This window comes from Streptomyces olivoverticillatus (assembly GCF_014203555.1).
Classification (GTDB): domain Bacteria; phylum Actinomycetota; class Actinomycetes; order Streptomycetales; family Streptomycetaceae; genus Streptomyces; species Streptomyces olivoverticillatus.
In genome coordinates, this window is sequence record NZ_JACHJH010000001.1 from 1068347 (window position 1) to 1094721 (window position 26375).

The 26375-nt window shown below is 70.9% G+C and carries 29 protein-coding genes and 1 pseudogene; 15 read left to right on the forward strand and 15 right to left on the reverse strand.

The genetic code is table 11. The features are described 5' to 3' along the window. The first annotated feature begins 174 nt into the window (after nucleotides 1-174). Nucleotides 175-699: a MepB family protein gene (locus tag FHS39_RS04985; RefSeq protein ID WP_184346488.1), complete on the forward strand. Its 525-nt coding sequence runs from the start codon at nucleotides 175-177 to the stop codon at nucleotides 697-699. 214 nt (nucleotides 700-913) lie between these two features. Further along, nucleotides 914-1567, forward strand: a complete 654-nt coding sequence (locus tag FHS39_RS04990; protein WP_184346489.1) for a DUF4232 domain-containing protein — start codon at nucleotides 914-916, stop codon at nucleotides 1565-1567. Nucleotides 1568-1603: 36 nt separating this feature from the next. Here FHS39_RS04990 and FHS39_RS04995 read toward each other — a convergent pair whose 3' ends face one another. The 3 genes and pseudogenes from FHS39_RS04995 to FHS39_RS05005 all read right to left on the reverse strand — a co-directional run bounded on the left by FHS39_RS04995 (nucleotide 1604) and on the right by FHS39_RS05005 (nucleotide 3918). Then, nucleotides 1604-3241, reverse strand: a complete 1638-nt coding sequence (locus FHS39_RS04995; RefSeq protein ID WP_184346490.1) for an IS200/IS605 family accessory protein TnpB-related protein — start codon at nucleotides 3239-3241, stop codon at nucleotides 1604-1606. Further along, nucleotides 3234-3506 (reverse strand): annotated as a pseudogene (locus FHS39_RS05000) (recombinase family protein); the annotation flags it as partial. The gene FHS39_RS04995 and the pseudogene FHS39_RS05000, both read right to left, overlap by 8 nt. 22 nt (nucleotides 3507-3528) lie before the next feature. Continuing rightward, nucleotides 3529-3918 (reverse strand): Dabb family protein, encoded by a 390-nt coding sequence (locus FHS39_RS05005; protein ID WP_246469820.1) that lies wholly within the window; start codon nucleotides 3916-3918, stop codon nucleotides 3529-3531. Nucleotides 3919-4009: 91 nt separating this feature from the next. Between FHS39_RS05005 and FHS39_RS05010 the strand changes: the two genes are divergently transcribed. Then, complete coding sequence (locus FHS39_RS05010; protein ID WP_184346492.1) at nucleotides 4010-4639, forward strand: TetR/AcrR family transcriptional regulator; 630 nt, start codon at nucleotides 4010-4012, stop codon at nucleotides 4637-4639. Here FHS39_RS05010 and FHS39_RS05015 read toward each other — a convergent pair whose 3' ends face one another. From FHS39_RS05015 to FHS39_RS05025, 3 genes are all read right to left on the reverse strand, one after another. Further along, the gene (locus tag FHS39_RS05015; protein WP_184346493.1) at nucleotides 4640-5137 is read right to left on the reverse strand and encodes a PH domain-containing protein; all 498 of its coding nucleotides are present in this window, start codon (nucleotides 5135-5137) and stop codon (nucleotides 4640-4642) included. It lies immediately after the preceding gene. Between the two features lie 99 nt (nucleotides 5138-5236). After that, a complete protein-coding gene (locus FHS39_RS05020; RefSeq protein WP_184346494.1) occupies nucleotides 5237-6241 on the reverse strand; it encodes a hypothetical protein in 1005 nt (334 codons plus the stop codon). Nucleotides 6242-6496: 255 nt separating this feature from the next. Next, the gene (locus tag FHS39_RS05025) at nucleotides 6497-6907 is read right to left on the reverse strand and encodes a RidA family protein (RefSeq protein WP_184346495.1); all 411 of its coding nucleotides are present in this window, start codon (nucleotides 6905-6907) and stop codon (nucleotides 6497-6499) included. 109 nt (nucleotides 6908-7016) lie between these two features. On the opposite strand from FHS39_RS05025, the gene FHS39_RS05030 reads away from it, so the two are divergent. Continuing rightward, nucleotides 7017-8240, forward strand: a complete 1224-nt coding sequence (locus FHS39_RS05030; RefSeq protein ID WP_184346496.1) for an LmeA family phospholipid-binding protein — start codon at nucleotides 7017-7019, stop codon at nucleotides 8238-8240. 27 nt (nucleotides 8241-8267) lie between these two features. Here the strand turns inward: FHS39_RS05030 and FHS39_RS05035 are convergent, their stop codons facing one another. From FHS39_RS05035 to FHS39_RS05065, 7 genes are all read right to left on the reverse strand, one after another. Next, nucleotides 8268-9665: an ATP-binding protein gene (locus FHS39_RS05035; RefSeq protein WP_184346497.1), complete on the reverse strand. Its 1398-nt coding sequence runs from the start codon at nucleotides 9663-9665 to the stop codon at nucleotides 8268-8270. Continuing rightward, entirely contained in the window at nucleotides 9662-10402 is a 741-nt protein-coding gene (locus tag FHS39_RS05040; RefSeq protein ID WP_184346498.1) for a response regulator transcription factor, read from the reverse strand. The genes FHS39_RS05035 and FHS39_RS05040 overlap by 4 nt, the downstream gene beginning before the upstream one ends. A gap of 168 nt (nucleotides 10403-10570) precedes the next feature. Continuing rightward, nucleotides 10571-11695 carry a S1C family serine protease gene (locus FHS39_RS25665; RefSeq protein ID WP_184346499.1) on the reverse strand — a complete coding sequence of 375 codons (1125 nt, stop codon included), beginning with the start codon at nucleotides 11693-11695 and terminating at the stop codon, nucleotides 10571-10573. A gap of 133 nt (nucleotides 11696-11828) precedes the next feature. Next, the gene (locus FHS39_RS05050; RefSeq protein WP_184346500.1) at nucleotides 11829-12854 is read right to left on the reverse strand and encodes a substrate-binding domain-containing protein; all 1026 of its coding nucleotides are present in this window, start codon (nucleotides 12852-12854) and stop codon (nucleotides 11829-11831) included. A gap of 24 nt (nucleotides 12855-12878) precedes the next feature. Beyond that, nucleotides 12879-13697, reverse strand: a complete 819-nt coding sequence (locus FHS39_RS05055; RefSeq protein ID WP_246469822.1) for a response regulator transcription factor — start codon at nucleotides 13695-13697, stop codon at nucleotides 12879-12881. Nucleotides 13698-14038: 341 nt separating this feature from the next. Next, nucleotides 14039-15937 carry an ABC transporter ATP-binding protein gene (locus FHS39_RS05060; protein WP_184346774.1) on the reverse strand — a complete coding sequence of 633 codons (1899 nt, stop codon included), beginning with the start codon at nucleotides 15935-15937 and terminating at the stop codon, nucleotides 14039-14041. Between the two features lie 77 nt (nucleotides 15938-16014). Next, on the reverse strand, nucleotides 16015-17748 hold the full coding sequence (locus FHS39_RS05065) for an ABC transporter transmembrane domain-containing protein (RefSeq protein ID WP_184346501.1): 1734 nt from the start codon (nucleotides 17746-17748) through the stop codon (nucleotides 16015-16017). 114 nt (nucleotides 17749-17862) lie between these two features. Here FHS39_RS05065 and FHS39_RS05070 point away from each other — a divergent pair, with 114 nt between their 5' ends. The 7 genes from FHS39_RS05070 to FHS39_RS05095 all read left to right on the forward strand — a co-directional run bounded on the left by FHS39_RS05070 (nucleotide 17863) and on the right by FHS39_RS05095 (nucleotide 22252). Continuing rightward, the gene (locus FHS39_RS05070; RefSeq protein WP_343069358.1) at nucleotides 17863-18180 is read left to right on the forward strand and encodes a MoaD/ThiS family protein; all 318 of its coding nucleotides are present in this window, start codon (nucleotides 17863-17865) and stop codon (nucleotides 18178-18180) included. Nucleotides 18181-18190: 10 nt separating this feature from the next. After that, entirely contained in the window at nucleotides 18191-19459 is a 1269-nt protein-coding gene (locus FHS39_RS05075) for a hypothetical protein (protein ID WP_184346502.1), read from the forward strand. A 118-nt stretch (nucleotides 19460-19577) separates the two neighbouring features. Beyond that, nucleotides 19578-20282: an LmeA family phospholipid-binding protein gene (locus tag FHS39_RS05080; protein ID WP_184346503.1), complete on the forward strand. Its 705-nt coding sequence runs from the start codon at nucleotides 19578-19580 to the stop codon at nucleotides 20280-20282. A 242-nt stretch (nucleotides 20283-20524) separates the two neighbouring features. Continuing rightward, on the forward strand, nucleotides 20525-20605 hold the full coding sequence (locus tag FHS39_RS25970) for a putative leader peptide (protein ID WP_356454418.1): 81 nt from the start codon (nucleotides 20525-20527) through the stop codon (nucleotides 20603-20605). A 119-nt stretch (nucleotides 20606-20724) separates the two neighbouring features. Next, on the forward strand, nucleotides 20725-21567 hold the full coding sequence (locus tag FHS39_RS05085) for a sulfurtransferase (RefSeq protein WP_184346504.1): 843 nt from the start codon (nucleotides 20725-20727) through the stop codon (nucleotides 21565-21567). 32 nt (nucleotides 21568-21599) lie between these two features. Further along, complete coding sequence (locus FHS39_RS05090) at nucleotides 21600-21887, forward strand: DUF1416 domain-containing protein (RefSeq protein ID WP_184346505.1); 288 nt, start codon at nucleotides 21600-21602, stop codon at nucleotides 21885-21887. A gap of 68 nt (nucleotides 21888-21955) precedes the next feature. Further along, complete coding sequence (locus FHS39_RS05095; protein ID WP_184346778.1) at nucleotides 21956-22252, forward strand: DUF3099 domain-containing protein; 297 nt, start codon at nucleotides 21956-21958, stop codon at nucleotides 22250-22252. Nucleotides 22253-22272: 20 nt separating this feature from the next. Here FHS39_RS05095 and FHS39_RS05100 read toward each other — a convergent pair whose 3' ends face one another. Next, the gene (locus FHS39_RS05100) at nucleotides 22273-22638 is read right to left on the reverse strand and encodes a DsrE family protein (protein ID WP_184346506.1); all 366 of its coding nucleotides are present in this window, start codon (nucleotides 22636-22638) and stop codon (nucleotides 22273-22275) included. 277 nt (nucleotides 22639-22915) lie between these two features. Between FHS39_RS05100 and FHS39_RS05105 the strand changes: the two genes are divergently transcribed. From FHS39_RS05105 to ygfZ, 3 genes are all read left to right on the forward strand, one after another. Beyond that, entirely contained in the window at nucleotides 22916-23521 is a 606-nt protein-coding gene (locus FHS39_RS05105; protein WP_184346507.1) for a heme-binding beta-barrel domain-containing protein, read from the forward strand. A gap of 153 nt (nucleotides 23522-23674) precedes the next feature. Further along, complete coding sequence (locus FHS39_RS05110; protein ID WP_184346508.1) at nucleotides 23675-24112, forward strand: transcriptional repressor; 438 nt, start codon at nucleotides 23675-23677, stop codon at nucleotides 24110-24112. A gap of 9 nt (nucleotides 24113-24121) precedes the next feature. Continuing rightward, nucleotides 24122-25102 (forward strand): CAF17-like 4Fe-4S cluster assembly/insertion protein YgfZ, encoded by a 981-nt coding sequence (gene ygfZ, locus FHS39_RS05115; RefSeq protein ID WP_184346509.1) that lies wholly within the window; start codon nucleotides 24122-24124, stop codon nucleotides 25100-25102. A gap of 31 nt (nucleotides 25103-25133) precedes the next feature. On the opposite strand, the gene dtd is transcribed toward ygfZ, so the two are convergent. Next, nucleotides 25134-25559 carry a D-aminoacyl-tRNA deacylase gene (gene dtd / locus FHS39_RS05120; RefSeq protein WP_184346510.1) on the reverse strand — a complete coding sequence of 142 codons (426 nt, stop codon included), beginning with the start codon at nucleotides 25557-25559 and terminating at the stop codon, nucleotides 25134-25136. Between the two features lie 173 nt (nucleotides 25560-25732). Between dtd and FHS39_RS05125 the strand changes: the two genes are divergently transcribed. Further along, nucleotides 25733-26323 (forward strand): RsiG family protein, encoded by a 591-nt coding sequence (locus FHS39_RS05125; RefSeq protein WP_184346780.1) that lies wholly within the window; start codon nucleotides 25733-25735, stop codon nucleotides 26321-26323. Nucleotides 26324-26375: the final 52 nt, after the last annotated feature.

The window sequence follows — 26375 nt, forward strand, 5'->3', positions numbered from 1 at the left end:
CAGACAGCCAGCACGGATTCGCTCTGAACGACGCGGTGCCGGCGGGAGGCTGGGAGTAGCTGTCCGGCTGCCGAGAGCGCTGAAGAGAGCTGAGCGCTGGGCCAGGGCTCGGCCGGACGGGCCTGTGGTGCCAGTCGGAAGTGCAGGTGGTGGGCGTGATGGCAGGATGTGAGGATGGTGACGCATCAGCCCTGGGCAGGGCTTCCCGGCGATCTGCTGGCGGCGAAAGCGCTGGTGTACGACCCGAGCGGCTTTGTCTGCTCACAGCCCGTGCCCGAACCCGAGAGCGCGGAGTACGCAGCCCACGGGTTCACGCTCGACGGGCTGTCGGTCAGGTTCCGCGTTGCCAAGACCACCCCGACGAAGGTCGGCCAGTTCGTCACCGTGTGGCAGCGATCCGCAGAAGGCCCGATCCGGCCCTTCGATGCCGCTGACGGCGTCGACCTCTTCGTCATCAGCAGCCGTGACAGCGGCCACTTCGGGCAGTTCGTGTTCCCGCGCGACGTGCTGTGCGAGCGCGGCATTGTGTCCCGGAACGGCTCCGGCGGGAAGCGAGGGTTTCGCGTCTACCCGCCGTGGGTGACCACGACCAATCGCCAGGCACGCAGCACTCAGGCGTGGCAGGTGAACTACTTCCTGCCTCTCGCCGAGGACGGCCCTGCCGACGCGACGCGTCTCCAGGCCCTCTACCACCCGTAGGCGCCCTCTGGGTTCAAGCATCCGGCGCGGCACACCGCGCTCGGGTCCTGTTTCCCGCGCGTCGCGCCCGGCTGTGCGTGTAACAGGAATGTATTAGGGAGCGGTTGGGCGGAACGATTCGCCCGGCCGGGTGCATCCTGGCGATCGGAAACGCTCGCTCATACCGACTCGTACCGAGCGGCCGATGCCCCCAACCGATATTGAGGCAGAAACGATGCGCGTTCAAAAGTTAACCTTTGCCGCCCTGGCCATCACGGCTGGTCTCACGCTCACGGCCTGTCAGAGCGACGATGACGGCAAGGGACAAGACGCTCCGCCGTCCGCGTCTTCCTCGGGCGGCGGCTCGGGTGCGGCCGGTTCGGATCAGGGCGGCGGAAAGGACTCCGCCGGGAAGGGCTCCGGCGGGCAGGGGGCGGCCGCCGGGACCGGCTCCAAGGAGAGCGGCAAGGCCGCCAAGTGCCGCACCGACGAGCTGCAGATCACGGCGAAGGACCGCACCATCGACGGTGACCCCGATGGCACCGTCGTGGTGGAGCTGAAGAACCGCGGCGGCCACAGCTGCGTGATCTCCGGGTACGCGGGCGTCGATCTGAAGACCAACGCGGGGGCGCTGTCCGCGAAGCGCACTGGTGAGCAGGCCCCCTCGACCATCCTCAAGGCCGGGCAGTCGACGGCCTTCGGCATCAACTATCCGTTCAACAAGTCGGGTGGCTCCGGCGTCCGCATCACGGGGCTTCTGGTGACCCCGCCGAACGAGACGAAGACAGTCTCCCTCCCCTGGCCGGGCGGCGCCACGTTGCCCGTCACGGACGGCTCCGGCTCCCCGGTGAAGGTCGGCCCGATCGGAAGCGCCGGCCAGGGCGGCTGATCCGCACGCTTCAAGGATGGCGTCACGTGACCGTTCCTAACCAGTGCGCATGAGTGAGTCTTGGACCCTCTGCTGCGAACTGGGCGCATCCAGAACGGTTTTGGATGCACTGGGTCTCCGCTTTCTCGTCCCGTCCGGCAACGCACCTCCAGGAGTGCGGTCCGTGGCGGGTGGGCGGTTTCCGTCACGCCCTCGGGTCTGCGGTCGGGCCTGGACGGTCCGATGCCCCGCGGCATCGCTCTGGTGTTGCGGGGGCGGTGTCGTCCGTCGCCTGATCGGATGTCCGAGGGCGCGTCGCCCGATCGCGATGCCGGCGGCATCGTGACGGGTCGTCTTACGCTGTGGGGTGGTCAGCGGTTGATGCCAGTGCTGACCACCCCAGCGGGAGGTGTAGGCCGGGTCGACCGCGACGATCGCGAGGCCGTGCTCGGCGGCCATGGAGATGAGCCGGGCTTTGAGTTTCGCGGTGGGGAATCGGGAGATCAGCCGCCGGAACCGCTTGTTCCGGCCGTGCTTCTCCCGGGTCTTGTCCTGCGTGAAGTCCAGGTCCTCGATCGCGATGGCCTGGACGCCGACCCGCCTGGCCCAGTGGAGCAGGCGGGTCAAGGCGTGGCGGATCTGCGCGTCGCGGTGATCGGCCGTTCCTGACAGGTCGTAAAAGAAGCGGTGGGGTTCACCTACCGGGTTGCCGTGGGTGTCGAGCTGCCAGGCGGCGAGGTGATCGTTATTGGTGTCGACACCGATACAACCGGAGGACAGCGCGGCGTCGAGCGCGATGGTCTGGACGGGTGGGCGCTGCCACGAGGCGGTCACGTACCAGCGGTCGCGGTCGGCGTCGTGATGGATACGATACGCAACGGCACGGTTCGCTCCGATGCAGTCGGCCCACTCCGGCCCCCGATGCTGGAACGTGACGGTGCAGGCGAGGATGTACCGGCCATGTTTGGCGTTCGCCAGGTGTGCGAGCGGCGCGGGCAGTTTGATGCCGATCTCACCGTCCGGGGTGATGCGGATCGTTTCGTTCCCGAATCGCTTGCCCGATTCCCCGTCCGCCGACAAGAACATGCGCTCGGCTTCCCAACGGTCCCGCCACTCCCGGGTGGTGAGATGCGCTTTCTCCAGGTTGTGACGGGTGTTGACCAGGCGCTTTCCTCCCCGTACTACGCGCACACGCCCAGCCTGCCAGTCCGCGAGCGCGGCGGCATGCCGGACCTGAAGAGCGGCCAGACGCCGGGACTTGCGAAACCACTCGCCTTTGGACCGGTAGCCGCCCGGCGCCCGCTTGGAGCCGTGCTCCCCCACCGGCAGGGACAGGCGGTGTCGCAGCGTCTTGATTCCGGCTTCCAGGCTGTGGATGTAGGCGGCGAGGCAGCGGCGGGCGAGCGCCCACTGATCATGCGTGCTCTTGGTGACCGATCCGGCCCACCGTGACGAGGACACCGCCGTCAGGTCCCGTTTACGGGCCGCCCACGTCTCACTGCCGTGCTCAAGGCCATCCGCGCACCGGGCCTTGAGGTCGCGGGACGCGAGCGTGCCCATATACCGGCCAACCAACCGCAGGACTTTCTCGTCCTCGACGGTGAGCCGCCTCAGGCGGTCACGTACCGCCACACCGGACGGCCCCAGAGCCACAAACGACGCAGCAATCGTGCGCAGCTTCTCCGGCTCAGCCACGCTCAGCCGCCTCAATGGCCTTCTGCGCCCGATTCTTCGCCGACCTGCGCCCGTACAGGCGGGCGCAGAAGGAGGTCAGCACCTCGACCATGTCACGCACGAGGTCGTCTTCCACTTCCCCGTCGTCCAGCACGACGAGCCGACGGCCATGGGCGCACAGTGCGGCCTCGACCAGTTCGGCATTCATCCTGCCGAGCCGGTCTTTATGCTCCACCACCACGGTGGTCACATCCGGATCGGCCAGCAGCCTACGGGCCTTCGTGCGACCACCCCTCGGACACGCCCTACTAGGCGGCCGGCCGGGCCGCCAGCAGTGGGCCGAGTTCGGCGGCCCACTCCGGGTAGAGGGCGACCTTCTCGTCATGCAGGGCGAGGATCTCCCGCGCCAGCGTGGGCGTCATGTCATCGGACAGGTCCGGGCCGATGGCGAGCCGGGCCAGATGGGGCATGATCTCCGGGTCGCCGGCCAGGTGGACCGGGTCGTGCATGTAGCGCCGCAGGGCCGGCAGATCGGCGATGCCCACGCAGTAGGCGTGAGTGAAGTCCTCGGTGTCGTCAAGGTTCTGGCCCACCGTCGAGAACGACACCGACTCGACCGAGGCCGTGCGACGCATCACCGCGAGCACGTGCTCGCGCTCCGCCTCGGTCGCGGTCTCCTTGAACGAGAAACGCAGCATGTGAACGATCATGTCCGTCCCACCCCTCCAGTTCGACTGAACCCATCGGTTCAGAAGTTCGGTCCATCCGGTTCAGTATTAGACTGAACCCATGGGTTCAGAAGTGTCAACCGGGCACCGGCGCAAGGCTCGTGGGCGTGACGATCGACGGCAGGCGATCCTGGACGGTGCGTTCGCGGTGTTCGCGCGGCGCGGCTACGCGCAGACGTGCGTGAAGGAGATCGCGCAGGAGGCGGGCGTCGCGAAGCCGACCGTCTACAACCACCTGAACGACAAGGAGAGCCTCTACCGCGAGGCTGTCGAGTCCGCCGCCGACCGGGTCGGCGCACAGTGCATCGCCGCCGTCGAGCAGTTGCGCGAGGCTGCGGCGGACGGCGACCCGCGCGCGGTGCTGGGCGCCGCGGCCCGCGGCCTGTTGCGGGTCTGCCATGACGAAGAGGCACGCGCCGTGCGTCGGCTGGCGGGCGCCGAGGCGATGCCCGGCCTGGCGGCGAGCGTGCGCGAGCGCACGGCCCTACGGATCCGGTCCGCCCTCGCCGACCGACTGGCCCGCCTCGCGCTCGCCGGCCGCCTGCGTCCGTGCGACCCGGAACTCGCCGCCGAGCACCTCCTCGTCCTGCTCACCGGCCCACTGGAGTACCGGCCCGACGCCGACCTGGACGCCATCGCGGACGCGGCCGTGGACGTATTCCTCCGCGCATACGGGGAGGAACACGCTTAGCTAGCTCTGTACGGCGACGACGGCCACGACGGCGACCGAGATGAGGATGCCCAGGACGATCCCGGCCACCGTGGGCGACACCCGGTCCCGCATCCGCTTCGGCGGCTGGAAACGAGCGGCCCGGTCCGTGCTCAGCTCCCACCAGTTGACGACCCGCCGGAATTCCACGTCGAAATCGGGGGCGGGGTACAGGTTGCTGTGGTGGAGCCCGGGCAGTGAGCGGCGCCGCCCGTCCGCGAGGGTGATCCGAGCCGCGCGCGCCGTCCCGTACTGGCTCTTGGTCTCGCGCACGTCGATCCACCGGATGTCCTGCCAGGGGTGGGTGCGGCCGCGCCCGGTACCCCAGCAGACGGTTATCCCGGCCGCCCCGACCGTGGTCCAGCTCCGGAGCGCGAAGGAGAGGCCGAGGCCGGCGAGCGCGGCGGTCCCACCGAGCAACCAGCAGAGGCCCGCCACGCCGAGTTGGGAGGCAGCCAAGGCCGCTTGGGCGGCCAGCACGACACCCAGCATCGCAAACTGGGACCAAGACGGACGATACCGGTCTTTCCCCCGGAAACTCAGTTCGTTCACCAGGCGCACACTACGCCTCGACCCCTCCTAGCCCTCGGCCGCGGCCCCTGCCGCCTCGAACGACCGCAGACCCGCCGTCAGCGCGGCGAGCGTCTCGTCCGCCAGGTCGTGCAGGAAGGCCGGGCACACCCACGCGTCCAGGGGCTCGTCCTCCTGGTCGTCCTCGTCCTCCTCGTCCCACCCGTAGTACTCGGCGATCTCGGCCCGGCCGCCGGGGCTGCGGAGGAGGTATCCGGCCTGGTTCGTGTAGTCCGGATCGCGGGTGTCAGGGTGCTCGCCAGGGCTGTGGGTGCACGGACCGTCGCCCAGCAGCGGAACGGCGGCCTCGACCCCCTTGATCATCGCGTCCAGTACCGCGCGGTCCGTGATCCTCTCCGATGCCGCGTACCAGCAGGTCGCGTTCATGGTCACGAGGTAGCCGGCGAGTACTCCGCGGGTCGGTCGGTCGGGAAGGCAGGTTGCCTCGTCGATCAGCTCCTCGTGCGGATCGACGTACGGGTAGTCGTTCACGATCCCCGAGAGACTGCGGATACGGCTGTGGTGGTACTTCGGCGCGCCGGCCGGGATGCGGCGGACGGTGAACGGGGCGATCACGTCCACGGCGAGGCGGGCCCATCCGGCGACGTTCTGCGGGCACAGCACCGGCCCGGCGAGTGCGCCGGTCAGCAGGCCGTTGTCACCCCGCCATATCTCGTCTTCGAGCAGGCCCGTCTCGGCCTCGTACGGATGGCTGTCGTGCGCGCAGGGCTGATCGCCCAGCGCCTTCGCCGCGGCGCGCAGCGCGTCAAGGGCGGCGCCCTCGGCGGCCTGCCCGGGGCGCCAGGCGAGGTACCCCGACATCGCCACCAGCCCGGACACCCACACGTGGGCCTGCTCCCCGCCCGGGTCGGCGGCGAGCCTGCGGGCGCAGTCCAGGACGAGGGGGTCCGCTTCGTCCGCCGCGGACGCGTCGTGGACGTGCCGCCAGGCGTCGGCGAGCTGGTCAAGGGTGAGGCCGGTCGTATTGATCACGATCAGAACGACGGAGCCCACGTCCGGAACGGTTCCGCTTCCCGCTCAGCCGTCCGATCAGTTCAGCTGGTGACGGGCACCTGGCCACACTTGATCGCCCGCATGCCCCCCTCGAATCCCCACCGCACAACATGTCGCGTGATCGTCGCGACTCCCCCGAGCGCGTGCCATGAGAGCAACGCTAGAGGGCACCGTCAGCCAACGTGAAAAACCCCGGCACAACGGCTGAAAACTGCCCCGCACTTTGCGCGTTTTATTGCTAAGACGCGCGTTCGGTCACCGCCCCTCCGGCAGGAGGGCGAACGCCTCTACCTCCATGAGGAGTTCCGGGCGGAACAAAGCGGCCACCTGGACCGCCGTGCTGGCCGGCAGGCGCTCGGGGGCGATGTGCTCGTCGCGTGCCGCGCGGACGGCCGGGAGGTGGGCGATGTCGGTGACGTAGTACGTGAGTTTGACGACGTCGTCGAACGTCGCACCGGCCGCCGCCAGGCAGCGGCGCACATTGTCGAAAACCTGCCGTGCCTGTGCAGCGGGGTCGCCCGCTCCGACCACCTTTCCGTCGGCGTCCAGCGCCACCTGGCCGGACAGGGCGACCAGGCGGCCCGTTCCCATGACCACGTGGGTGTAGCCGGCCCCCGGGGCGACGCCCTCCGGAGCTGGTATGTGCGTGAGGTGTGAGTCGTTCATGGCGGAATCCTTGCACTGGGCGATGCGGGCGGAATCGGCCCCTCGCTTTTGCGCCGCTACTAGCGGTAGCCCTTGCGTTCGAGGGGATCGCGCATGGTGGGATGTGGTGATGCGCATCCCCCCACGCATATCCTCCCGTCCCCACAACCCCTATGACGAACTCGCATCACTGGCCGATCCGGAACCGGCGCCGGATCCGGATTCCCCCTGGGATCCCGAGGAGACGCTGCGCGTCGTACCGATACCGCTGGACACCAGCGAGCCCTGGTCACCCCCCAACCACCGCCGCGCCAAGCGAAAACGGAAGCGTAAACGCCCCCTCCGGCGCTCCCGCCGCACCCTCAAGCTGCTGATCGGCGCCGCCGCGCTCGGCGCGCTGCTGGTCCTCGGCGACCGCTGCGCCGCCATGTACGCCGAGAAGAAGGCACAGCAGGCACTGCAGCAACAGCTCGGCCTCGAAGCCGCCCCGCAGGTCGACATCCACGGCTTCCCCTTCCTCACTCAGGTGCTGGCCAAGGACCTGCAGCGCGTCGACATCACCGTGCCGCACGTCGCCGCCGACCGGGTGTCGCTCGCCAAGGTCAAGGTCAGCGCCCGCGATGTGCGGCTCACCGGCGATCTGCCCGCCGACGTGCGTGGCGCCGTCATCGGCGACCTCCAGGGCGACGTGCTGCTGTCGTTCGCCGACATGGGCCGCGAACTCGGCTCCTCACAAGTTCAGTTCACCGATCTCGGCAACAACGCCGTGGGCGCCCACGGCAAGCTGGCCGTGGCGGGGCAGGAGCTGCACCTGCGCGCGGAAGCGCATCTGCAGCGCAACGGTGACCGCGGAATCTCCACCGACGTCGACGGCATCAGCCTGGACATCCCCCACGTGGCCACCTACCGCCCCGGCAAGCGCGAGAACCTCACCCTCCACCGCGAGACGGCCGAGCGCATCAGCCGGGACGCGGCCCGCGCCAAGGCGCTGCTGTCGGTGCCCGCCGTCGCCGAGCGGCTCGGCATATCGGACGAGGACGTGGCCGCCGCCCTGCGCAGCGAGGACCGGCTGCACGAGCTCACCGGCGCGCCCCGGTTCGTGGAGCAGCTGACGCACGTCAACCTCGTCGACGTCGTCGTGGACCACCCCTGGCTGCTGCAGAAGGCCGGCATCGACCCCAAGGTGCTCGCGGCGCTCACCCACCTGCGACCACCGGATCTCGTCGACCGTCTCTCCCTCTCCTTCCAACTGCCCAAGGAAGCCAAGGATCTGCACCTGCGCGAAGTGACCGTCGAACGCAACGGCATCCGCGCCACCCTGACCGGCGCCGGCCTCCCGGTGGGACGCACGTAGGCCCCCAGGACGTAGGCCCACACGGCACTACAGCGCAGGAGGCTCCGTCGCCGCCCCCGGCAAGCGCACCGACGCGATGGTGCCGCCGCCCTCCGCCGGGCGCAGGACCACCTCGCCGCCCGCATGCTGCACGGTGTGGGCGACGATCGACAGGCCCAGCCCGCTGCCCGGCATGCTGCGCGCCGACGGCGAGCGCCAGAAGCGGTCGAAGACGTGCGGGAGTTCGTCCTCCGGAATGCCGGGACCGTGGTCGCGGACGGTGAGTTCGCCCTTCATCAGGCGCACCTCGATCACATCACCCCGGGGGCTGAACTTCACCGCGTTGTCGAGCAGGTTGACCACGGCCCGTTCGAGCGCCACCGGCTCGGCCCGTACGTACCAGGGCTCTATGTCGGCCGAGATCGTCAGGCCCGAACCGCGCAGCCGGGCCCGCTCCACCGCCCGCTCGGCGGCCTCGTGCAGCGCGACCACCTGCACCGGGCCGCTGCCGGGCGGGCCGTCCGGGCGGGAGAGCTCCTGGAGGTCGCCGATGAGCGCGGCCAGCTCGGCCATCTGCGCCCTGACGCTCGCCAGCAGCGCCTTGCGGTCCTCCGGCGGGATCGCCCGGCCGGTCTCCTCGCTCCGGGCGAGCAGGTCGATGTTGGTGCGCAGCGAGGTGAGCGGTGTGCGCAGCTCGTGCCCGGCGTCCGCGATGAGCTGCTGCTGCCGGTCGCGGGAGGAGGCGAGCGCCGCGGTCATGGAGTTGAAGGCGCGGGAAAGGCGCGCGATCTCGTCCTCGCCGTCCACGGGGATGCGCACTTCGAGGTTGTCGGTGCGGGCGATGTGCTCGACGGCTTCGGTCAGCCGGTCCACCGGGCGCAGCGCGGCCCGCGCGACCCACAGCCCGGCCGTGGCCGCGCCGAGCACGCCGAAGCCGGCCACCAGCACCAGGACGATGGCGAGGGCGCCCAGTGGTTTGTCGACCTCGTCGAGCGGCTGGGCGATGGAGACGGCCGTGTTGGGCAGCTGCGGTCCGTCGTAGGCGTAGGTGGCGACGCGCATCGGGCGGCCGTCGGTCGCCCGCGCGTCGTGCAGCACCTCGTCCACGCGCCCCTGGGCGACGGCGAGGTCCGCGCCGGTGACGTTGATCGGGGACTTGCCCGGCGTGGTGCAGACGATGCCGGAGGCGGTGACGATCTGCACGGTGTACGAGCCGGGGGCGGGCGGCAGGCCCGAGGGGTTGGTGCCGCAGGTGCGCACCAGGGACTGGACGGCCTTGTCGTCGACGCGCTGGCTGGTGAGCGTCGTGTCCCGCTGGTGGCCGAGCTGCTGTTCGGTGACGACCCAGCAGGCGCCGGCGGCCAGTGCCACCGCCACCGCGACGGCCGCCGCGGTCAGCAGGGCCAGCCGGGAGCGCAGCGGCAGGCGGCGGAAGCGGCGGATCACTCCGGCCCTCCGCCGCCCGCGCGCAGGACGTATCCGACGCCGCGGACCGTGTGCACCAGCCTGGGCTCCCCGCCCGCCTCCGTCTTGCGGCGCAGGTACATCACGTAGACGTCCAGGCTGTTGGAGGTGGGCTCGAATTCGAAGCCCCAGACGGACTTGAGGATCTGCTCGCGGGTGAGGACCTGCCGGGGGTGGGCGAGGAAGAGCTCCAGCAGCGTGAACTCGGTGCGGGTCAGCTCCACGCGGCGGGCGCCGCGGGTCACCTCGCGGGTGGCGAGGTCCATGCGCAGGTCGGCGAAGGACAGCTGGTCGGTGGGGGCCGCCGCGGCGGAGGCAGCCGTCGCGTACGAGCTGCGGCGCAGCAGGGCGCGGATGCGGGCCAGCAGTTCGTCGAGCTCGAAGGGTTTGACGAGGTAGTCGTCGGCGCCGGCGTCCAGGCCGGTCACCCGGTCGCCGACGGTGTCGCGGGCGGTCAGCATCAGGATCGGCACGGTGACACCGCTCGCGCGCAGCCGCCGGGCGGCGGTGAGGCCGTCCATGCGGGGCATCAGGACGTCGAGGACGATCAGCTCGGGGTCGTAGGCGGCGACCTTGTCGAGGGCGTCGAGCCCGTCGACGGCGAGCTCGGTGTCGTACCCCTCGAAGGCGAGGCTGCGGCGCAGCGCCTCGCGGACGGCGGGCTCGTCGTCCACGATCAGGATGCGGGCGGGCTGGTCGCCGTGCTCGGCGGGGCTCATCGGCTTACCTCGGGTTCACGTCAGTGGCGGTGGCGTAGGCGGTGGCATTGGGGGCGGCGCGGGCCGGTGGTGCGGCCGGGTTTCAGCCTCGCATGCCGGCGCCGTGTGCCGCGCGCCCTTGGCCGTACGCTCGCGCGCCCCTCGGCCGTACGTCCGCGCGGCGCGGGGTCAGTCGCCGCTGCCGCCCGAGCGCAGCTTGCCGAGGTCGGCCTTGACCGTGTTGACGGGGATGGCGAAGCCGAGGCCGACGCTGCCGGCCGAGTCGCCGGAGCCGGAGCCGGAACCGGAGGCGTACATCGCGGAGTTGATGCCGATGATCCGGCCGCTCATGTCGATCAGGGCGCCGCCGGAGTTGCCGGGGTTGAGCGAGGCGTCGGTCTGGATGGCCTTGTAGGTGGTCTTGGAGGAGCCGGTGTCGCCGTTGTACTGGTTGCCGCCGAACTCGAAGGGCCACTGGGGGCCGCCGCCGCGGCGCTGCTGCTGGCTCTGGCCCGGCTCCTTGGCGACGGTGACGTCGCGGTTGAGGGCGGAGACGATGCCGCTGGTGACGGTGCCGGTGAGGCCTTCGGGCGAGCCGATGGCGACGACGTCGTCACCGACGCGGAGCTTGCCGGAGTCGCCGAGGGCGGCGGCCTTGAGGCCCTTGGCGTCCTGGATCTTGATGAGGGCGAGGTCCTTGGCGGGGTCGGTGCCGACGACCTTGGCGGTCTTGCTGGTGCCGTCGCTGAGGCCGACCTGGACGGTGTCGGCACCGGAGACGACGTGGTTGTTGGTGACGACCTCGCCGTCCCCGGTGATGATCACGCCGGAGCCGGTGGACTGGCCGGAGCCGGTGGCCGCCTTGATCTCCACGATGCTGGGGCTGACGGCCTGGGCGACCGCGGCGACGCCGCTGCTCTTGGAGGAGGCGTTCAGCGCGGGCGCGGACTGGCTGCTGTCCTGCGAGCCGCTGGTCAGCTCGCCGACGAGGGCCGCGGCCCCGCCGCCGGCGAGGGCGGCGACGAGCGCGCAGGCGGCGAGCAGGGCGACGGGCCTGCGGGCGCGGGGCGCGGCGTGCGCGCCGGCGTGCGGCTCGGGGGCAGGCGCGGAGCCGTCGAAGGAGGCGTGCCCGCCGTGGTGCCCGCCCGCGCCGGAACCCCCGCCGTGCGCTCCCGGCCACACCGTCACGCCGCTCGCCGTGGTGACCGGCTGCTGCGGCGGCTGCGCCGGGGGCGCGGGGTAGACGTAACCGTGGCCGTACGGGTGCTGCGGGTCGGGCTGCTGGTCGCCGTCGCGGCGCGGGTTCTCGGTCATGTACGAAACTTTGCTCCGCCCAGATGAGAACAGTCTGAGTGCGTCCTGAGAAGCCCGGCAGAAGCCTGTATGCCCGGTATAAGTGCCTGCCCGGCAGGAAGGGCGGCCGCCGACGGGCGGCCCCGCCCGGTGCTCAGTCGCCGCAGCCGCAGGACCGGCGGATCACCAGCCGGGACGGGAACTGCTTGAGCCGCTCCCGGCGCGAACCCGCGACCCGCAGCCCGTCGTCCAGCACCAGATCGACCGCCGAGCGGGCCATCGCCTCCCGGTCGGAGGCGACCGTGGTCAGCGGCGGATCGGTGAGCGCCGCCTCCTTGACGTCGTCGAAGCCGGCCACGGCCAGCTCCCCCGGCACGTCGATGCGCAGCTCGCGGGCGGCCCGCAGCACACCGATGGCCTGGTCGTCCGTGGCGCAGATGATGGCGGGCGGCCGGTCGGGGCCGGACAGCAGCTCCAGCGCCACCTTGTAGGCGTCGTAGCGGTTGTACGGCGCGGGGAAGAGCCGGCCCTCCAGCGACTTGCCCGCCTCGCGCATGGCCCGCCGCCAGCCCTCGACGTGGTCGGTGACCGGGTCGCCGATGGCCGGGGTCTCCTCCGTGCCGCCGAGGCAGGCCACGTAGCGGTGGCCGTGCTCGAGCAGGTGCCGGGTGGCGAGCTGGGCGCCGCCGATGTCGTCCGTGACCACCGCGACGTCGTCTATGGCGTCGGGCCGCCGGTGCATCAGCACCACGCGCGCGTCCCAGGCGTCGATCTCGGTGGCCGCGTGCTCACTGGGGCCCTGGCTGATCAGGATCAGGCCCGAGACGCGCATGCCCAAAAAGGCGCGAAGGTAGTGCACTTCGCGCTCGTCGAGATAGTCGGAGTTGCCGACGAGCACCATCTTGCCGCGCTCCGCCGCCGCCCGCTCGACCGCGTGCGCCATCTCCGCGAAGAAGGGCTGGCGGGCGTCCGGGACGATCAGGCCTATCAGGTCCGTCCGTCGCGAAGCCATCGCCTGGGCGACCCGGTCCGGCCGGTACCCCAGCTCCTTGATCGCGGCCAGCACTCTCTCCCGCGTCGCCGGTGCCACCGGGCGCGGTCCATTGTTGATGACGTAGCTGACGACCGCGGTCGACGTCCCCGCAAGTCTCGCCACATCGTCCCGCGTCACCTTGGCCACGGGCGGCAGTCTACGCGGGTCCACCTACCGCTTCACCGGGCGCGCGACCTTGGATTCCGTGACCTTTCCGACTGCTTCGACATGCCCTGTCCGCTCCGTCCGGGGCGCGGTGCCGGCCCCCTTGGCAGTGGACTCCTCCGCGCGCTCCGGCTTCTCCGCCCCGCGCTCCGGCTTCTCCGGCACCACGAAGCGGTAGCCCACGTTGCGCACGGTGCCGATCAAGGACTCGTGCTCGGGGCCGAGCTTGGCGCGCAGCCGCCGCACATGGACGTCGACCGTGCGCGTGCCGCCGAAGTAGTCGTAGCCCCAGACCTCCTGGAGCAGCTGGGCCCGGGTGAAGACCCGGCCCGGGTGCTGGGCGAGGTATTTCAGCAGCTCGAACTCCTTGAAGGTCAGGTCCAGGACCCGGCCCTTGAGCTTGGCGCTGTAGGTCGCCTCGTCCACGGAGAGGTCGCCGCTGCGGATCTCCATGGGGCTGTCGTCCACGCTGATCTGCTGGCGGCCCATGGCCAGCCGCAGCCGCGCCTCGACCTCCGCGGGGCCCGCGGTGTCGAGCAGGACGTCGTCGACGCCCCAGTCGGCGGTGACGGCCGCCAGACCGCCCTCGGTGACCACCAGGAGCAGGGGGCACCCGGGGCCGGTGGAGCGCAGCAGCTGGCAGAGGCTGCGGATGTGCGGCAGGTCCCGGCGGCCGTCGATCAGTATGACGTCGGCGCCCGGGGTGTCCACGAGGGCCGGGCCCTCCGCGGGGGCCACCCGCACGCTGTGCAGGAGCAGCCCGAGGGCAGGCAGCACTTCGGTCGACGGCTGGAGCGCGTTGGTCAGGAGCAGCAGAGAACTCATCGGCCGCCACCCGCCTCGGTCGTCGTTCGGTTCTGACTGGGTCGTGCGCTTCGCTCGTCCATTACGTCGGTTCCTCCTCGGTCCCTGCGAGGACGTATGCCCGAATGCACAAAAGGACCCGGGGGCTACTCTGCCCGGATCCTCTCTGCCCAGCAGAATAACCCACGAGACTTCCCGAGGTGCGGACGACTTTGCACGAGCTTGTGTTTCGTCGATCACTTCGAGTGGTCATCGCACCGCGCTCTTGACGGCCGGCGGCCACCCTGCGGCCACCTTCCGTCCGTAGGGACCAGTCTGCCGCCCCGGACGCCGGTCCGGGGCGGCAGAAGGGCACCGAATCGCTACGCTTCGGCCACCGGCTGCGCGAACTGGGCCGCGTACAAGCGGGCGTACGCCCCCTCCGCCGCCAGCAGCGACTCGTGCGTGCCCTGCTCCACGATCCGCCCCGACTCCATCACCAGGATCAGGTCCGCGTCCCGGATCGTGGAGAGGCGGTGGGCGATCACAAAGCTGGTCCGGCCCGTCCGCAGCTGCGCCATCGCGTGCTGGATCAGCACCTCCGTACGGGTGTCGACCGAGCTCGTCGCCTCGTCGAGGACCAGGATCTCGGGCTCGGCGAGGAACGCCCGGGCGATGGTGATCAGCTGCTTCTCGCCGACGCTGACGCCCGCGCCCTCGTCGTCGATCACCGTGTCGTAGCCCTCGGGCAGGGTCCGCACGAAGCGGTCGACGTGGGTGGCCTTCGCCGCCTCCACGATCTTGTCCATCGAGGTGCCCTCGGGGGCGCCGTAGGCGATGTTGTCCGCGATGGTGCCGCCGAAGAGCCAGGTGTCCTGGAGGACCATGCCGATGTGGGAGCGCAGCTCCTCCCGGGACATGGCGGCGATGTCCACGCCGTCCAGGGTGATCCGGCCGCCGTCGGTCTCGTAGAACCGCATCAGCAGGTTGACCAGCGTGGTCTTGCCGGCGCCGGTCGGGCCGACGATGGCCACGGTCTGGCCGGGCCGCACCGTCAGGGTCAGGTCCTCGATGAGGGGCTTGTCCGGCTCGTAGCGGAAGGCGACCTTCTCGAAGGAGACCTGGCCGCGCACCCGCTCGGGGCGCACCGCGTCCGCCGCGTCCGGCGACTGCTCCTCCGCGTCCAGCAGCTCGAAGACCCGCTCGGCCGAGGCGACGCCCGACTGGACCAGGTTCGCCATGGACGCCACCTGCGTCAACGGCTGGCTGAACTGGCGCGAGTACTGCACGAAGGCCTGTACGTCGCCGATGGAGAGCGAGCCGCTCGCCACCCGCAGGCCGCCCACCACGGCCACCAGGACGTAGTTGAGGTTGCCGATGAACATCATGGCGGGCTGGATGATGCCGGAGATGAACTGGGCCTTGAAGCCCGCGGCGTACAGCTCGTCGTTCTCCTTGCGGAAGGTTTCGGCGGACTCCTTCTGACGGCCGAAGACCTTCACCAGCGCGTGCCCCGTGTACATCTCCTCGATGTGGGCGTTGAGCTTGCCGGTGGACTTCCACTGGGCGACGAACTGCGGCTGCGCCTTCTTGCCGACGCGGGTCGCGACGATCACCGAGACGGGCACGGTCACCAGCGCCACCAGGGCCAGCAGCCAGGAGATCCAGAACATCATGGCCAGCACGCCGACGATCGTCAGCAGCGAGGTGATGATCTGGCTCAGGGTCTGCTGCAGCGTCTGGGCGATGTTGTCGATGTCGTTGGTGGCGCGGGAGAGGACCTCGCCGCGCTGCTGCTTGTCGAAGTAGGACAGCGGCAGCCGTCCCAGCTTCTCCTCGACCTGCTCGCGCAGCCGGAAGACGGACCGCTGGACGACCAGGGTGGCCAGCCGCGCCTGGACGAGGCCGAAGACGGACGCGGCCACGTAGATCAGCAGCACCCACAGCAGCACGGTGCCGACGGCGTCGAAGTCGATGCCCTGCCCGGGGGTGAAGTCCATGCCGGAGAGCACATCGGCGATCTTGCCCTTGCCCTGGTGCCGCAGCCCCTCAAGGGCCTGGGCCTTCGTCGTCCCGGCGGGCATCTGCCGGCCGATGAAGCCATTGAAGATCAGGTCGGTGGCGTGGCCGAGGATCTTGGGGCCCACGGACATCAGCGCAACGCTGGATATGCCGAGTATCAGCGCCAGCGCGATGATCGCCCGCTCGGGGCGGAGCTGGGAGAGCAGTCTGCGGCCGGACGGGCCGAAGTTCATGGACTTCTCCATGGGCTGTCCGCCCATGAAACGCGCGGGGCCGACCGCCGGAGCCGGTCCCCTGCGCTGCGCGGCGCCCTGGCCGGCGGGCTTGTGCGGGGACGTCACGCCGCCTCCTCCTCGGTCAGCTGGGAGAGCACGATCTCCCGGTAGGTCTCGTTCGACGCCATCAGCTCGGTGTGGGTGCCGGTGCCGACGACGCGGCCCTCGTCGAGGACCACGATGCGGTCGGCGTCCCGGATGGTCGACACGCGCTGGGCGACGATGAGGACGGTGGCGTCCCCGGTCTCCCGGGCCAGCGCGGCCCGCAGCCGGGCGTCGGTGGCGTAGTCGAGCGCGGAGAAGGAGTCGTCGAAGAGGTAGATCTCGGGCTTGCGCACCAGGGCGCGGGCGATCGCCAGGCGCTGGCGCTGCCCGCCGGAGACATTGGAGCCGCCCTGCGCGATCGGCGCGTCGAGGCCCTGGTCCATCGCCTCGACGAAGTCCTTGGCCTGCGCGGTCTCCAGCGCCTGCCAGAGCTCCTCGTCGCTCGCGTCGGGGTGCCCGTAGCGAAGGTTCGAGGCGACGGTCCCGGAGAAGAGGTAGGGCTTCTGCGGTACGAGGCCCACCGCACGGGCCATCACCTCCGCGTCGAGCTCCCGGACGTCGACGCCGTCCACGAGCACCGTGCCCGCGGTGGCGTCGGACAGCCGGGGGATCAGGCCCAGCAGCGTGGACTTGCCGCTGCCGGTGGAGCCGATGACGGCCGTGACCTCGCCGGGGCGGGCCACCAGGGACACGTCCTTGAGCACCGGCTCCTCGGCGCCGGGGAAGCGGAACTCCACCGCGCGCAGCTCCAAGTGGCCCCGGCCGCGCAGCTCGGTGACGGGCGCGGCGGGCGGGACGACGCTGGATTCGGTGGCGAGCACCTCCTGGATGCGCTCGGCGCAGACCTCGGCGCGCGGCAGCATCATGACCATGAACGTCGCCATCATGATCGACATGAAGATGTACATCAGGTAGCTCAGGAACGCGGTCATCGCGCCGATCTGCATGTGGCCGCCGTCGATGCGGTGTCCGCCGAACCAGACCACCGCCACGCTGGAGACGTTCACGATCAGCATGACCAGCGGGAACATCGTCGACATCAGCCGGCCGGTGCGCACGGCCACGTCGAAGAGCTCGGTGTTGGCCCCCTTGAACCGCTCGCGCTCGTGCCGGTCGCGCACGAAGGCGCGGATGACCCGGATGCCGGTGATCTGCTCGCGCAGCACGCGGTTGACGGTGTCGATGCGCTCCTGCATGCCGCGGAAGAGCGGGCGCAGACTCCGCACGATCAGGGACACCATGACCCCGAGCACCGGCACGATGACCAGCAGCAGGGCCGACAGCGGCACGTCCTTGTTGAGCGCCATCACGATGCCGCCGACGCACATGATGGGCGCCGCGACCATCATCGTGAAGGTCATCAGCGCCAGCATCTGCACTTGCTGGACGTCGTTGGTGGTGCGCGTGATCAGCGAGGGGGCGCCGAAGTGGCTCACCTCACGCGAGGAGAAGGACTGCACCCGGTCGAAGACCGCCGCACGCAGGTCTCGGCCGATCGCCATGGCCGTCCGGGCGCCGTAGTAGACGGCGCCGATCGCGCAGACGATCTGGGCGAGGGTGATGGCGATCATCACGCCGCCGGTGCCCAGGATGTAACCGGTGTCGCCGTTGACGACGCCCTTGTCGATGATGTCCGCGTTGAGGGTGGGGAGATAGAGGGTGGCGAGCGTCTGAACGAGCTGAAGAAGCACGACCAGCCCGATCGCTCTGGAGTAGGGCCGCACATACGCCCGCAGAAGTCGTACCAACACACAGGCAGCCTATGCGAGCAGTGCCGCGACAGGCCCGTGGTTTAACGGCTGGGGGCCGCGGCCCGTCCCGCACCCGTCATCATGGGAGGCGGCAGAAGAAGGAAAGGGGTCGCCGTGGCGACGACACACACGGCCCGGACGGCGCCGCAGGACGGGCCGGAGCCGCAGGCTCCGCCGGCCGGCACCATCCGGTACTGGGCCGCGGCGAAGGCAGCCGCGGGCACGGCCGAGGAACCGTACGCTGCGCGGACGCTGGCGGACGCCCTGGCGGCGGCCCGGCAGCGGCACACCGGCGAGCCGGAGTTCGCGCGGGTGCTCTCGCGCAGCTCCTACCTCGTCGACGGCGACCCCGTCGGCACGCGCGACCACTCGACGGTCCAACTGGCCGAGGGCGGCACGGTCGAGGTGCTCCCGCCCTTCGCAGGAGGGTGACCCCGACACCATGAGCGATCAGCACCACCGCAATCAGCAGCAGCACAACCCCTACGAGCCGTACGCGCCGTACGAACCGTATGGCGCGCCGGGGGAATACGCCCCCCACACGGATGGCCGGCAGCCCCCGGCACAGGCCTCGTACGACTACGGGTACGAGCCCTACCAGCCGCACGCGCCCCAGCAGCCGCAGACGCCCGCGGCCTGGCCGCAGCACGACTACCCGGCGGACCCGGACCCGCAGACCCAGACCTGGCAGACCCAGACCTGGGACACGCAGACCTGGCAGCAGCCGCAGGCCCCCTCGGCCGAGGCCCGGACCCCTCAGGCGGCGGCCGTCCCCCCGGTGGACTCTGCAGACTGGGACGCCGGCTGGCAGCAGAACAGCGGCCAGGGCGCGCCCTCCTGGGCGCAGCAGCCCCAGGAGGCGTACGAGCCGGTGGCCGCCCCGCTGCCGGTGGCGGTGTCCGAGGTGGTCTCCGCCCCGGAGCCGGTCGCGGCCGAGGTGCCCGCCGCGCAGCCGATGACGGCCGCCGAGAAGGCGAAGGCCGAAGGCCGGCCGCAGATCCTCTCGCCGGGCCTGCGCCCGGCGCTGGTGACGGCGGTGCTCGCGGTGCTGCTGGCGGTCGCCGCGCCCGTGGCGCGGCCCGTGCTGGCCGTGCCGGTGCTGCTGCTCCAGGCGGTGACGGCGGCGGGCTGGTTCCGGCTGAACGGCATGTGGCCGGCCCGGCAGGGCATCGCGCTGGCGTTCCTCGGCGGCGTGGTCGCCGACGCGGGGCTGCTCGTCACGGACACGGCGAAGGCGCCGACCGTGCTGCTGGGCACGCTCGGGGTGTGGCTGCTGCTGGTCATCGTGCTGCAGCTGCGCAGCCACGCGTCGCCGGACGAGCGGCTGTACGGGCTGACGTCGGCGACCGCCTCGACGGCCCTGACGGTCGTCGCGGCCGGGCATCTGGCCTCGGACTCGGACGCGGTCGTCGTCGGTGCGCTGTCGGTCGCGGCGGCCGCGCTCGCCCGCGCCCTGCCGCTGCCGTCGTTCGCCGCACCGATCGTCGCGCTGGCCGCGGCCGCCGGCGCGGGCGTCGCGGGCGGACAGCTGACCGGGCTCGGCCCGTCGGCGGCGCTGCTGGGCCTGGCGGCCGGTGTCTGCGCCCTGATCGGGCTGCGGGTGGCGAGCTATGACTATCCGTCCCGTTTCGTCCACATGACGGCGGGTGTGGCGCTGCCGCTGACGCTGGCGGCTCCCGCCGTGTACGTGCTGGGCAGGGTGCTCGGCTGACCTGATCGCAATCGGTACGGACCGGTTACCCGAGCGCCTCCCCGCTTCCGTGACCGGTCCGGTTAGGCTCGCTGGAAAATGCCGGGGGGCCTACCGAGACCTGGGGGATCGAAAGCCGATGCGAGGAATACGGATAACCCTGATCGTCGCCGTGGTGCTGGCGGGGCTGTTCGTGGCCGCCGACCGCGCGGCGGTCTACTTCGCGGAGAACAAGGCCGCGGAGAAGATCCGCGCCAGCCAGGGACTGGCCGGCACGCCCGACGTCTCGATCAAGGGCTTCCCGTTCCTGACCCAGATCGCCGACAACCGCCTCGACGAGGTGGACATCAAGCTCGACGGCATCACCGCGGGCACCGGCGACCGCTCGGTCCACGTTTCGAGCTTCGACGCCCAGCTGCACGGCGTCCGCATCGACAGCAGCTTCTCCTCGGCGGTCGCCAACCGCGCCAGCGGCACCGCGCACCTCTCCTACGAGGACCTGAGCAAGGCTGCCGACCCGGGCATCACGGTGGCCTACGGCGGCAAGGACAACTCCGCCGGCAACCGGGTCAAGGTGACCGGCAAGGTCCTGCTGATGGGCCAGCCCATCCAGCGCAGCGTGGTGTCGACCGTGACCGTCGTGGGCGGCAACACCATCCGGGTGCACGCGGACGAGGTGCCCGCGCAGGGCATTCCGGGCCTGGAGCAGAAGGTCCGCGAGAAGACGGACTTCGACCGGCAGATCAGCGGCCTGCCCAAGGGCATCAAGCTCGACAAGGTCGTGGCCAAGCCGGACGGCGTGGACATCACGCTGACCGGCTCGGACGTCAATCTGGCGGGCTGAGCGGCCGGACGGGCAGCCCGCCGGGCGGCGGGCCTGTCCGTTCTGCGAGACGGACGCGTCCGTAAAGGCGAAAATCCGCCGCGCTCCGGCCCCGCGAAGGGGTCGCGAAGGGGTCGCGAAGGGGTCGCGAAGAGGTCCGGGGCACCCTCGGGAGCACTCTCCATCCCACATCCCGGAATATCTCGTCTCACCATTCGACACATCGGTGACACGGCTCCCCCACCGTCCCTACGATCGGTCGCATGAAGCGACAGGCGGATCTGACAAAGCGGCGGGCAGTCGACCTTTGCCGCGTTGCCGCCATGCTGTGTCGCCGTGTCTGACGGGGACGGCCCGTAACACAGCCCGTTCCCCTTCGGCCGCTCCGGCCGCCTCCCGCCCCACCGCCGTGCGCTCCGCACGCGCCCGGCGCACATCCGCAACTGCCCCGGAGGAGAACAGCATGAGCCGCAGTGACGTCCTGGTGGACGCCGACTGGGTGCAGGCCCGCATCGACGCAGGCGACCCCAAGACCATCATCGTCGAGGTCGACGAGGACACCTCGGCCTACGACAAGAACCACATCAAGACCGCCGTCCGCATCGACTGGAAGTCCGACCTCCAGGACCCGGTCCGCCGCGACTTCGTCGACCAGGCGGGCTTCGAGAAGCTCCTGTCGGAGAAGGGCATCGCGGGCGACGACACCGTCGTCCTCTACGGCGGCAACAACAACTGGTTCGCGGCGTACGCCTACTGGTACTTCAAGCTCTACGGCCACCAGGACGTGAAGCTCCTCGACGGCGGCCGCAAGAAGTGGGAGCTCGACTCCCGCGACCTGGTCGCCGAGGTGCCCAAGCGGGCCCGCACCGAGTACAGGGCCAAGCCGCAGGACACCTCGATCCGCGCCTTCCGCGACGACGTGCTGGCGGCGATCGACACCCTCAACCTGGTCGACGTCCGCTCCCCCGACGAGTTCAGCGGCAAGCTGCTCGCCCCGGCCCACCTCCCCCAGGAGCAGTCGCAGCGCCCCGGCCACGTGCCGAGCGCCCGCAACATCCCCTGGTCGAAGTCGGCCAACGACGACGGCACGTTCAAGTCCGACGAGGACCTCAAGGCCCTCTACGAGGGCGCCGGCGTGGACCTGTCGAAGGACACCATCGCCTACTGCCGGATCGGTGAGCGCTCGGCGCACACGTGGTTCGTGCTGCACGAGCTGCTGGGACAGCCGAACGTGCGCAACTACGACGGCTCGTGGACCGAGTACGGCTCCCTCGTGGGCGTGCCGATCGAGCTCGGCGCCAACTGACCCACCGACCGCGACAGTTAAGGAACCCTCTCATGTGTGGAGCAAAGGCCGGCGGGCCCGACGCGGCGACCGCCAAGCCCGGTGAGACGACCATCCAGGGCTCGGTGACCCGCGACGGCCAGCCCGTCACCGGCTACGTGCGGCTGCTGGACAGCACCGGCGAGTTCACCGCCGAGGTGCCCACGTCCGCCACCGGGCAGTTCCGCTTCTACGCGGCTGCGGGCACCTGGACGGTGCGCGCACTCGTCCCCGGCGCGAGCGCCGACCGCAAGGTCGTCGCCCAGCAGGGCGGACTGACGGACGTCGCCATCGCCGTCTGACGGCGGCGCAGTCCGGCACAGAACGGCCGAAGGGCCGCACCCCGGGGTTGGACGCCTTGTTGGTGGGGTTGCGGCCCTTCGCGCTGCACGCCGCGCGGTCGTACCGTAAAGGTGTGTACGCACGGCGACGACACGTCTACTTCGCCATGATGGGCACCTGCATCGGCCTCTTCGTCCTGGCGTGGGCCGTGGTGCGGCTGTGGTCCGTCCCCGCGGCCGTCGGCATGTGCCTCTTCGCCATGGTCATCCCCCCGGTGGCGGCCATCGTCGCCAACCGCCGGGGCCCGGATGACCGCTGGTGGGACGACCCGTCCGGCGACCCGAAATCCGACGAGTGGTGGGACGAGCTCGACGGCAAGAAGTGACCGCTCGCGCGCTCGCGCGGTCAGTAGACGAGCGCCTGCACCCCGTCGGCCATGGCCTCGCTGACGAAGACCTGCGCGCCCGCGATGCGCGCGCCCTCGATCAGGTCCTTCTCCTCGATCCCGCGGCGCGCCGCGCACTGCGTGCACACCGTGATCAAGCCGCCGCCCGCCCTGATCCCGTCGATCAGGTCCGGCAGCGGCGCCGCGTGCGGCAGCTCGAACTCCGCCGCACGCCCCGGCAGCGCGAACCAGGACGACTCGCCCGTCAGCCACAGCGACACCTCGACGCCGCTGGCCACCGCCACGGCCGCCACCGTGAACGCCTGCGAACACCGCTCCGGCGCATCCGCGCCCGCCGTCACCTTGAGCACCAGCTTCTTCGCCATGCGATCACTGTACGGGTGCCCCGGCCCCCGACCTGACGGGACGATCCACCTCACAGCGCCGCCCTCCGGACGGCCGACTAGACTCGGTCCCGGTCCGTCACACCCTCACTCCGACCGAGGAGCGCGCTCGTGCTTGAGGCATTCTTCACCACCCTGCTGGTACTGGTCGCCGTCGGCGTTCTGGCCTTCACCGGGCTGACCTGGAAGAAGCTCTACCAGGGCCAGCGCTGACCGCAGCCCGCACCCGTCCCCGTACTCCTACAGATCGCCTGAGTCCATGATCGAGATTCCGTCCGACCTCAATCCGGCCGTCGCACCCCTGGTCTTCCTCCTCGGCAAGTGGGAGGGCGCGGGCGTCGCCGACTTCCCCGGCGCCGAGAAGTGCAACTTCGGGCAGGAGGTCGTCTTCACGCACGACGGCCGCGACTTCCTGGAGTACGTCTCGCACACCTGGGTGCTCGACGCCGAGGGCAAGATGGTCCGCCCGCTGGAGACCGAGAGCGGCTTCTGGCGCATCGACGCGGACCGCAAGGTCGAGGTCGTCATGACCCGCGACTCCGGCGTCGCCGAGGTCTGGTACGGCGAGCTCGCCGACAAGAAGCCGCAGATCGACCTGGCCACGGACGCGGTCGCGCGGACCGAGGTCTCCGGCCCGTACACCGGCGGCAAGCGCCTGTACGGCTACGTCAAGGGCGACCTGATGTGGGTCGGCGAGAAGGCCACCCCCGAGGTGCCGCTGCGCCCCTACATGTCGGCGCACCTGAAGAAGGTCGCGGACCAGCAGAGCCTGCAGGAGTGGGCCGAGAGCCTGCCGGCGGACGCCCCCGACGGCGTCTCCTTCTACCGGCAGGACGGCACCCCGTACAACCCGGAAGAGCAGTAGTCACAGGGCGGCAGGCCGGGTAACCGGCCTGCCGCGAGGCGCCCGGCACCGCGCACATGCGCAAGCAGCTGCTCGTCGTCGCCGCCGTCACCGCCGCGCTCGCCGGATATCTCAAGGGGCTACGCGGACAGTGAGGCTGCCTAGACTGGGAGCGTGGTGGACACCGACTGGCAGAGCGACCTCCGTAGACGCGGCTACCGGCTGACCCCGCAGCGCCAGCTCGTCCTGGAGGCGGTGGACCGTCTCGAGCACGCGACACCGGACGACATCCTCACCGAGGTCCGCAAGACCGCGGGCGGGGTGAACATCTCGACCGTCTACCGGACGCTGGAGCTGCTGGAGGAGCTGGGCCTGGTCAGTCACGCCCATCTCGGGCACGGCGCCCCCACTTACCACCTCGCCGACCGGCACCACCACATACACCTGGTCTGCCGGGACTGCACGGAGGTGATCGAGGCCGACCTGTCGGTCGCCGCGGACTTCACCGCCAAGCTCCGTGCGGAGTTCGGCTTCGAGACGGACCTCAAGCACTTCGCGATCTTCGGACAGTGCGCCAAGTGCTCCTCGAAGGCGCCGTCCGGGGCGCCGTAGGCTGGGGCCATGCTGCGTCAATCGAAGAGCCCTCTGCTGTCGCTGCCCGGCGCCGTCCCCGCCGAGGGTCCGGACGAAGGCGTCGCCGCGCACTACGGCGATCTGTTCCGCGAGCAGCGCGCGCTCGCCGGCGGCTCCGGTTTCGTGGACCTCTCGCACCGGGGCGTCCTGACCGTCACCGGCCCCGAGCGGCTGAGCTGGCTGCACCTGCTCGTCACCCAGCACGTCAGCGATCTCCCGCCCGGCCAGGCGACCGAGGCGCTGATCCTCTCCCCGCACGGCCACATCGAGCACGCGCTCTACCTGGTCGACGACGGGGAGACGACCTGGATCCACGCCGAGCCCGGCACCCAGGGCGATCTGTTCGCCTACCTGGAGAGCATGAAGTTCTTCTACAAGGTGGAGGTCGCCGACCGCACGGACGACTTCGCGGTCGTCCACCTGCCGGCCGGCTCGATCGCCGAGGTCCCCGACGGCGTGGTGGCGCGCGAGACCGCGTACGGCCGCGATCTGTTCCTGCCGCGCGGGCAGCTGTCGGCGTTCGCCGCGGAGCACGGCCCGGCGGCGGGCGTCCTGGCGTACGAGGCCCTGCGCGTGGAGGCGCACCGCCCGCGCCTGGGCCTGGAGACCGACCACCGCACCATCCCGCACGAGCTGGGCCTGATCGGCGTGGCCGTCCACCTCCAGAAGGGGTGCTACCGCGGCCAGGAGACGGTCGCCCGCGTCCATAACCTGGGGAAGCCGCCGCGGCGCCTGGTCTTCCTCCACCTGGACGGCAGCGAGGTCCACCTGCCCGCCCACGGGGCGGCCGTGCGGCTCGCCTCCGACGGCCCCGAGGGCCGCCAGCTGGGCTTCGTGACGACCTCGGCCCGCCACCACGAGCTGGGCCCGATCGCCCTGGCCCTGGTGAAGCGGAACGTTCCGCTGGACGCGCCCTTGCTGGTGGGCGAGGGCACGGCGGCCTCGCAGGAAGTCGTAGTCGAGCCGTAAGCGCGCAGGCCGGGGCCCTGGGCCCCGGCCCTCACACCTCGACCAGCACCGTGAACGGCCCGTTGTTGGTCAGCGACACCTTCATGTCGGCCCCGAACCGCCCGGTCTCCACCCGCGCTCCCAGCGCCCGGAGCCGGGCCACGACCTCGTCGACGAGGGGCTCGGCCACGGCACCCGGCGCGGCGGCGTTCCAGGTGGGCCGCCTGCCCTTGCGCGCGTCACCGTAAAGCGTGAACTGCGAGATCACGAGCAGCGGCGCCCCCACGTCGGAGCAGGACTTCTCCTCCTCCAGCACCCGCAGGGACCACAGCTTGCGGGCCAGCTGCCCCGCCTGCTCGGGCGTGTCCGTGTGCGTCACGCCGACCAGCACGCACAGACCCTCGCCGATGATCTCGCCGACCACCCGGCCGTCCACGGCGACGCTCGCCCCGTCCACCCTCTGCACCACAGCACGCATGCCGACCATGATGCCCTGCGCTCCTTCAGGGCCGTTCGGGTGGAGACACCCTGCGCCCGGCCCCCGCCCAGTGGCACGATGCGTCCAGGCGGTGCTTTCACCGCCACCCGAGGGGACGGAAGCGCATGACGACACCCACCGAGCACGACCCTGTGCTCAAGGCAACGGACCTCATGGCAACGGCAACCGCGACGGCATCGGAGCTCACGGCAGTGGACGGTGTGCACGCCAGACCGCCGAGCCAGCGCTCCGGCCGCCTCGCGGACGTCCCCGGGCGGCGGCTGTGCGAGCTGCGCCTGCCGGAGGTGCGGACGCTGCGCCGGGAGTCCCAGCGGGAAGAGGCCGACCTCAGCTACGTACGGCGGCTGCTGCAGGGCCGCATCGACATCCTCCGGGCCGAGCTGGCCCGCCGCGCCAGGCCGGGCTCCCCGGCGGTCGAGCGGCTGCTGGTCGAGCGGCTGTCGGAGATCCTCGCGGACGGGCCGTCCGCCCAGCGATCCTCCGCCCGCCACGTGACGCTGCGGCCCCCGCACAGCGAGGAGTACCGCCGCCTGGCCGAGGACATGCTCGGCGAGGTCGAGCTGTCGGACCTGGGCGCCCGTACCGACGGCGAGCTGCACGCGGGCCTGGGCCGCCTGGAGGCCTACGAGCGCCAGGTCTCCGTCCGCCGCCGGCGGATGCAGTCGACGGCCGACGATTGCAGTGCCGAGATCGCACGCAGGTACCGTGAAGGAGAAGCGCAAGTAGACGACCTCCTCTCGTGACGCTGTAGGGCACCATCCGGGGCGGTCGACCGCACGACCCCGGAAGGCCGAC

Bases quoted from the DNA above. Each gene is read 5' to 3' on its own strand.
- FHS39_RS25665 (WP_184346499.1), bottom strand. From the start codon at position 11,695: ATGACCGAGAACCCGCGCCGCGACGGCGACCAGCAGCCCGACCCGCAG.
- FHS39_RS04985 (WP_184346488.1), top strand. From the start codon at position 175: ATGGTGACGCATCAGCCCTGGGCAGGGCTTCCCGGCGATCTGCTGGCG.
- dtd (WP_184346510.1), bottom strand. From the start codon at position 25,559: ATGCGTGCTGTGGTGCAGAGGGTGGACGGGGCGAGCGTCGCCGTGGAC.
- FHS39_RS05100 (WP_184346506.1), bottom strand. From the start codon at position 22,638: ATGGCGAAGAAGCTGGTGCTCAAGGTGACGGCGGGCGCGGATGCGCCG.
- FHS39_RS05105 (WP_184346507.1), top strand. From the start codon at position 22,916: ATGATCGAGATTCCGTCCGACCTCAATCCGGCCGTCGCACCCCTGGTC.
- FHS39_RS05060 (WP_184346774.1), bottom strand. From the start codon at position 15,937: ATGGGCGGACAGCCCATGGAGAAGTCCATGAACTTCGGCCCGTCCGGC.
- FHS39_RS05125 (WP_184346780.1), top strand. From the start codon at position 25,733: ATGGCAACGGCAACCGCGACGGCATCGGAGCTCACGGCAGTGGACGGT.
- FHS39_RS05040 (WP_184346498.1), bottom strand. From the start codon at position 10,402: ATGAGCCCCGCCGAGCACGGCGACCAGCCCGCCCGCATCCTGATCGTG.
- FHS39_RS05010 (WP_184346492.1), top strand. From the start codon at position 4,010: ATGGGTTCAGAAGTGTCAACCGGGCACCGGCGCAAGGCTCGTGGGCGT.
- FHS39_RS05030 (WP_184346496.1), top strand. From the start codon at position 7,017: ATGCGCATCCCCCCACGCATATCCTCCCGTCCCCACAACCCCTATGAC.
- FHS39_RS05085 (WP_184346504.1), top strand. From the start codon at position 20,725: ATGAGCCGCAGTGACGTCCTGGTGGACGCCGACTGGGTGCAGGCCCGC.
- FHS39_RS04990 (WP_184346489.1), top strand. From the start codon at position 914: ATGCGCGTTCAAAAGTTAACCTTTGCCGCCCTGGCCATCACGGCTGGT.
- FHS39_RS05005 (WP_246469820.1), bottom strand. From the start codon at position 3,918: ATGCTGCGTTTCTCGTTCAAGGAGACCGCGACCGAGGCGGAGCGCGAG.
- FHS39_RS05025 (WP_184346495.1), bottom strand. From the start codon at position 6,907: ATGAACGACTCACACCTCACGCACATACCAGCTCCGGAGGGCGTCGCC.
- FHS39_RS05055 (WP_246469822.1), bottom strand. From the start codon at position 13,697: ATGAGTTCTCTGCTGCTCCTGACCAACGCGCTCCAGCCGTCGACCGAA.
- FHS39_RS25970 (WP_356454418.1), top strand. From the start codon at position 20,525: ATGAAGCGACAGGCGGATCTGACAAAGCGGCGGGCAGTCGACCTTTGC.
- FHS39_RS05075 (WP_184346502.1), top strand. From the start codon at position 18,191: ATGAGCGATCAGCACCACCGCAATCAGCAGCAGCACAACCCCTACGAG.
- FHS39_RS05090 (WP_184346505.1), top strand. From the start codon at position 21,600: ATGTGTGGAGCAAAGGCCGGCGGGCCCGACGCGGCGACCGCCAAGCCC.
- FHS39_RS05080 (WP_184346503.1), top strand. From the start codon at position 19,578: ATGCGAGGAATACGGATAACCCTGATCGTCGCCGTGGTGCTGGCGGGG.
- ygfZ (WP_184346509.1), top strand. From the start codon at position 24,122: ATGCTGCGTCAATCGAAGAGCCCTCTGCTGTCGCTGCCCGGCGCCGTC.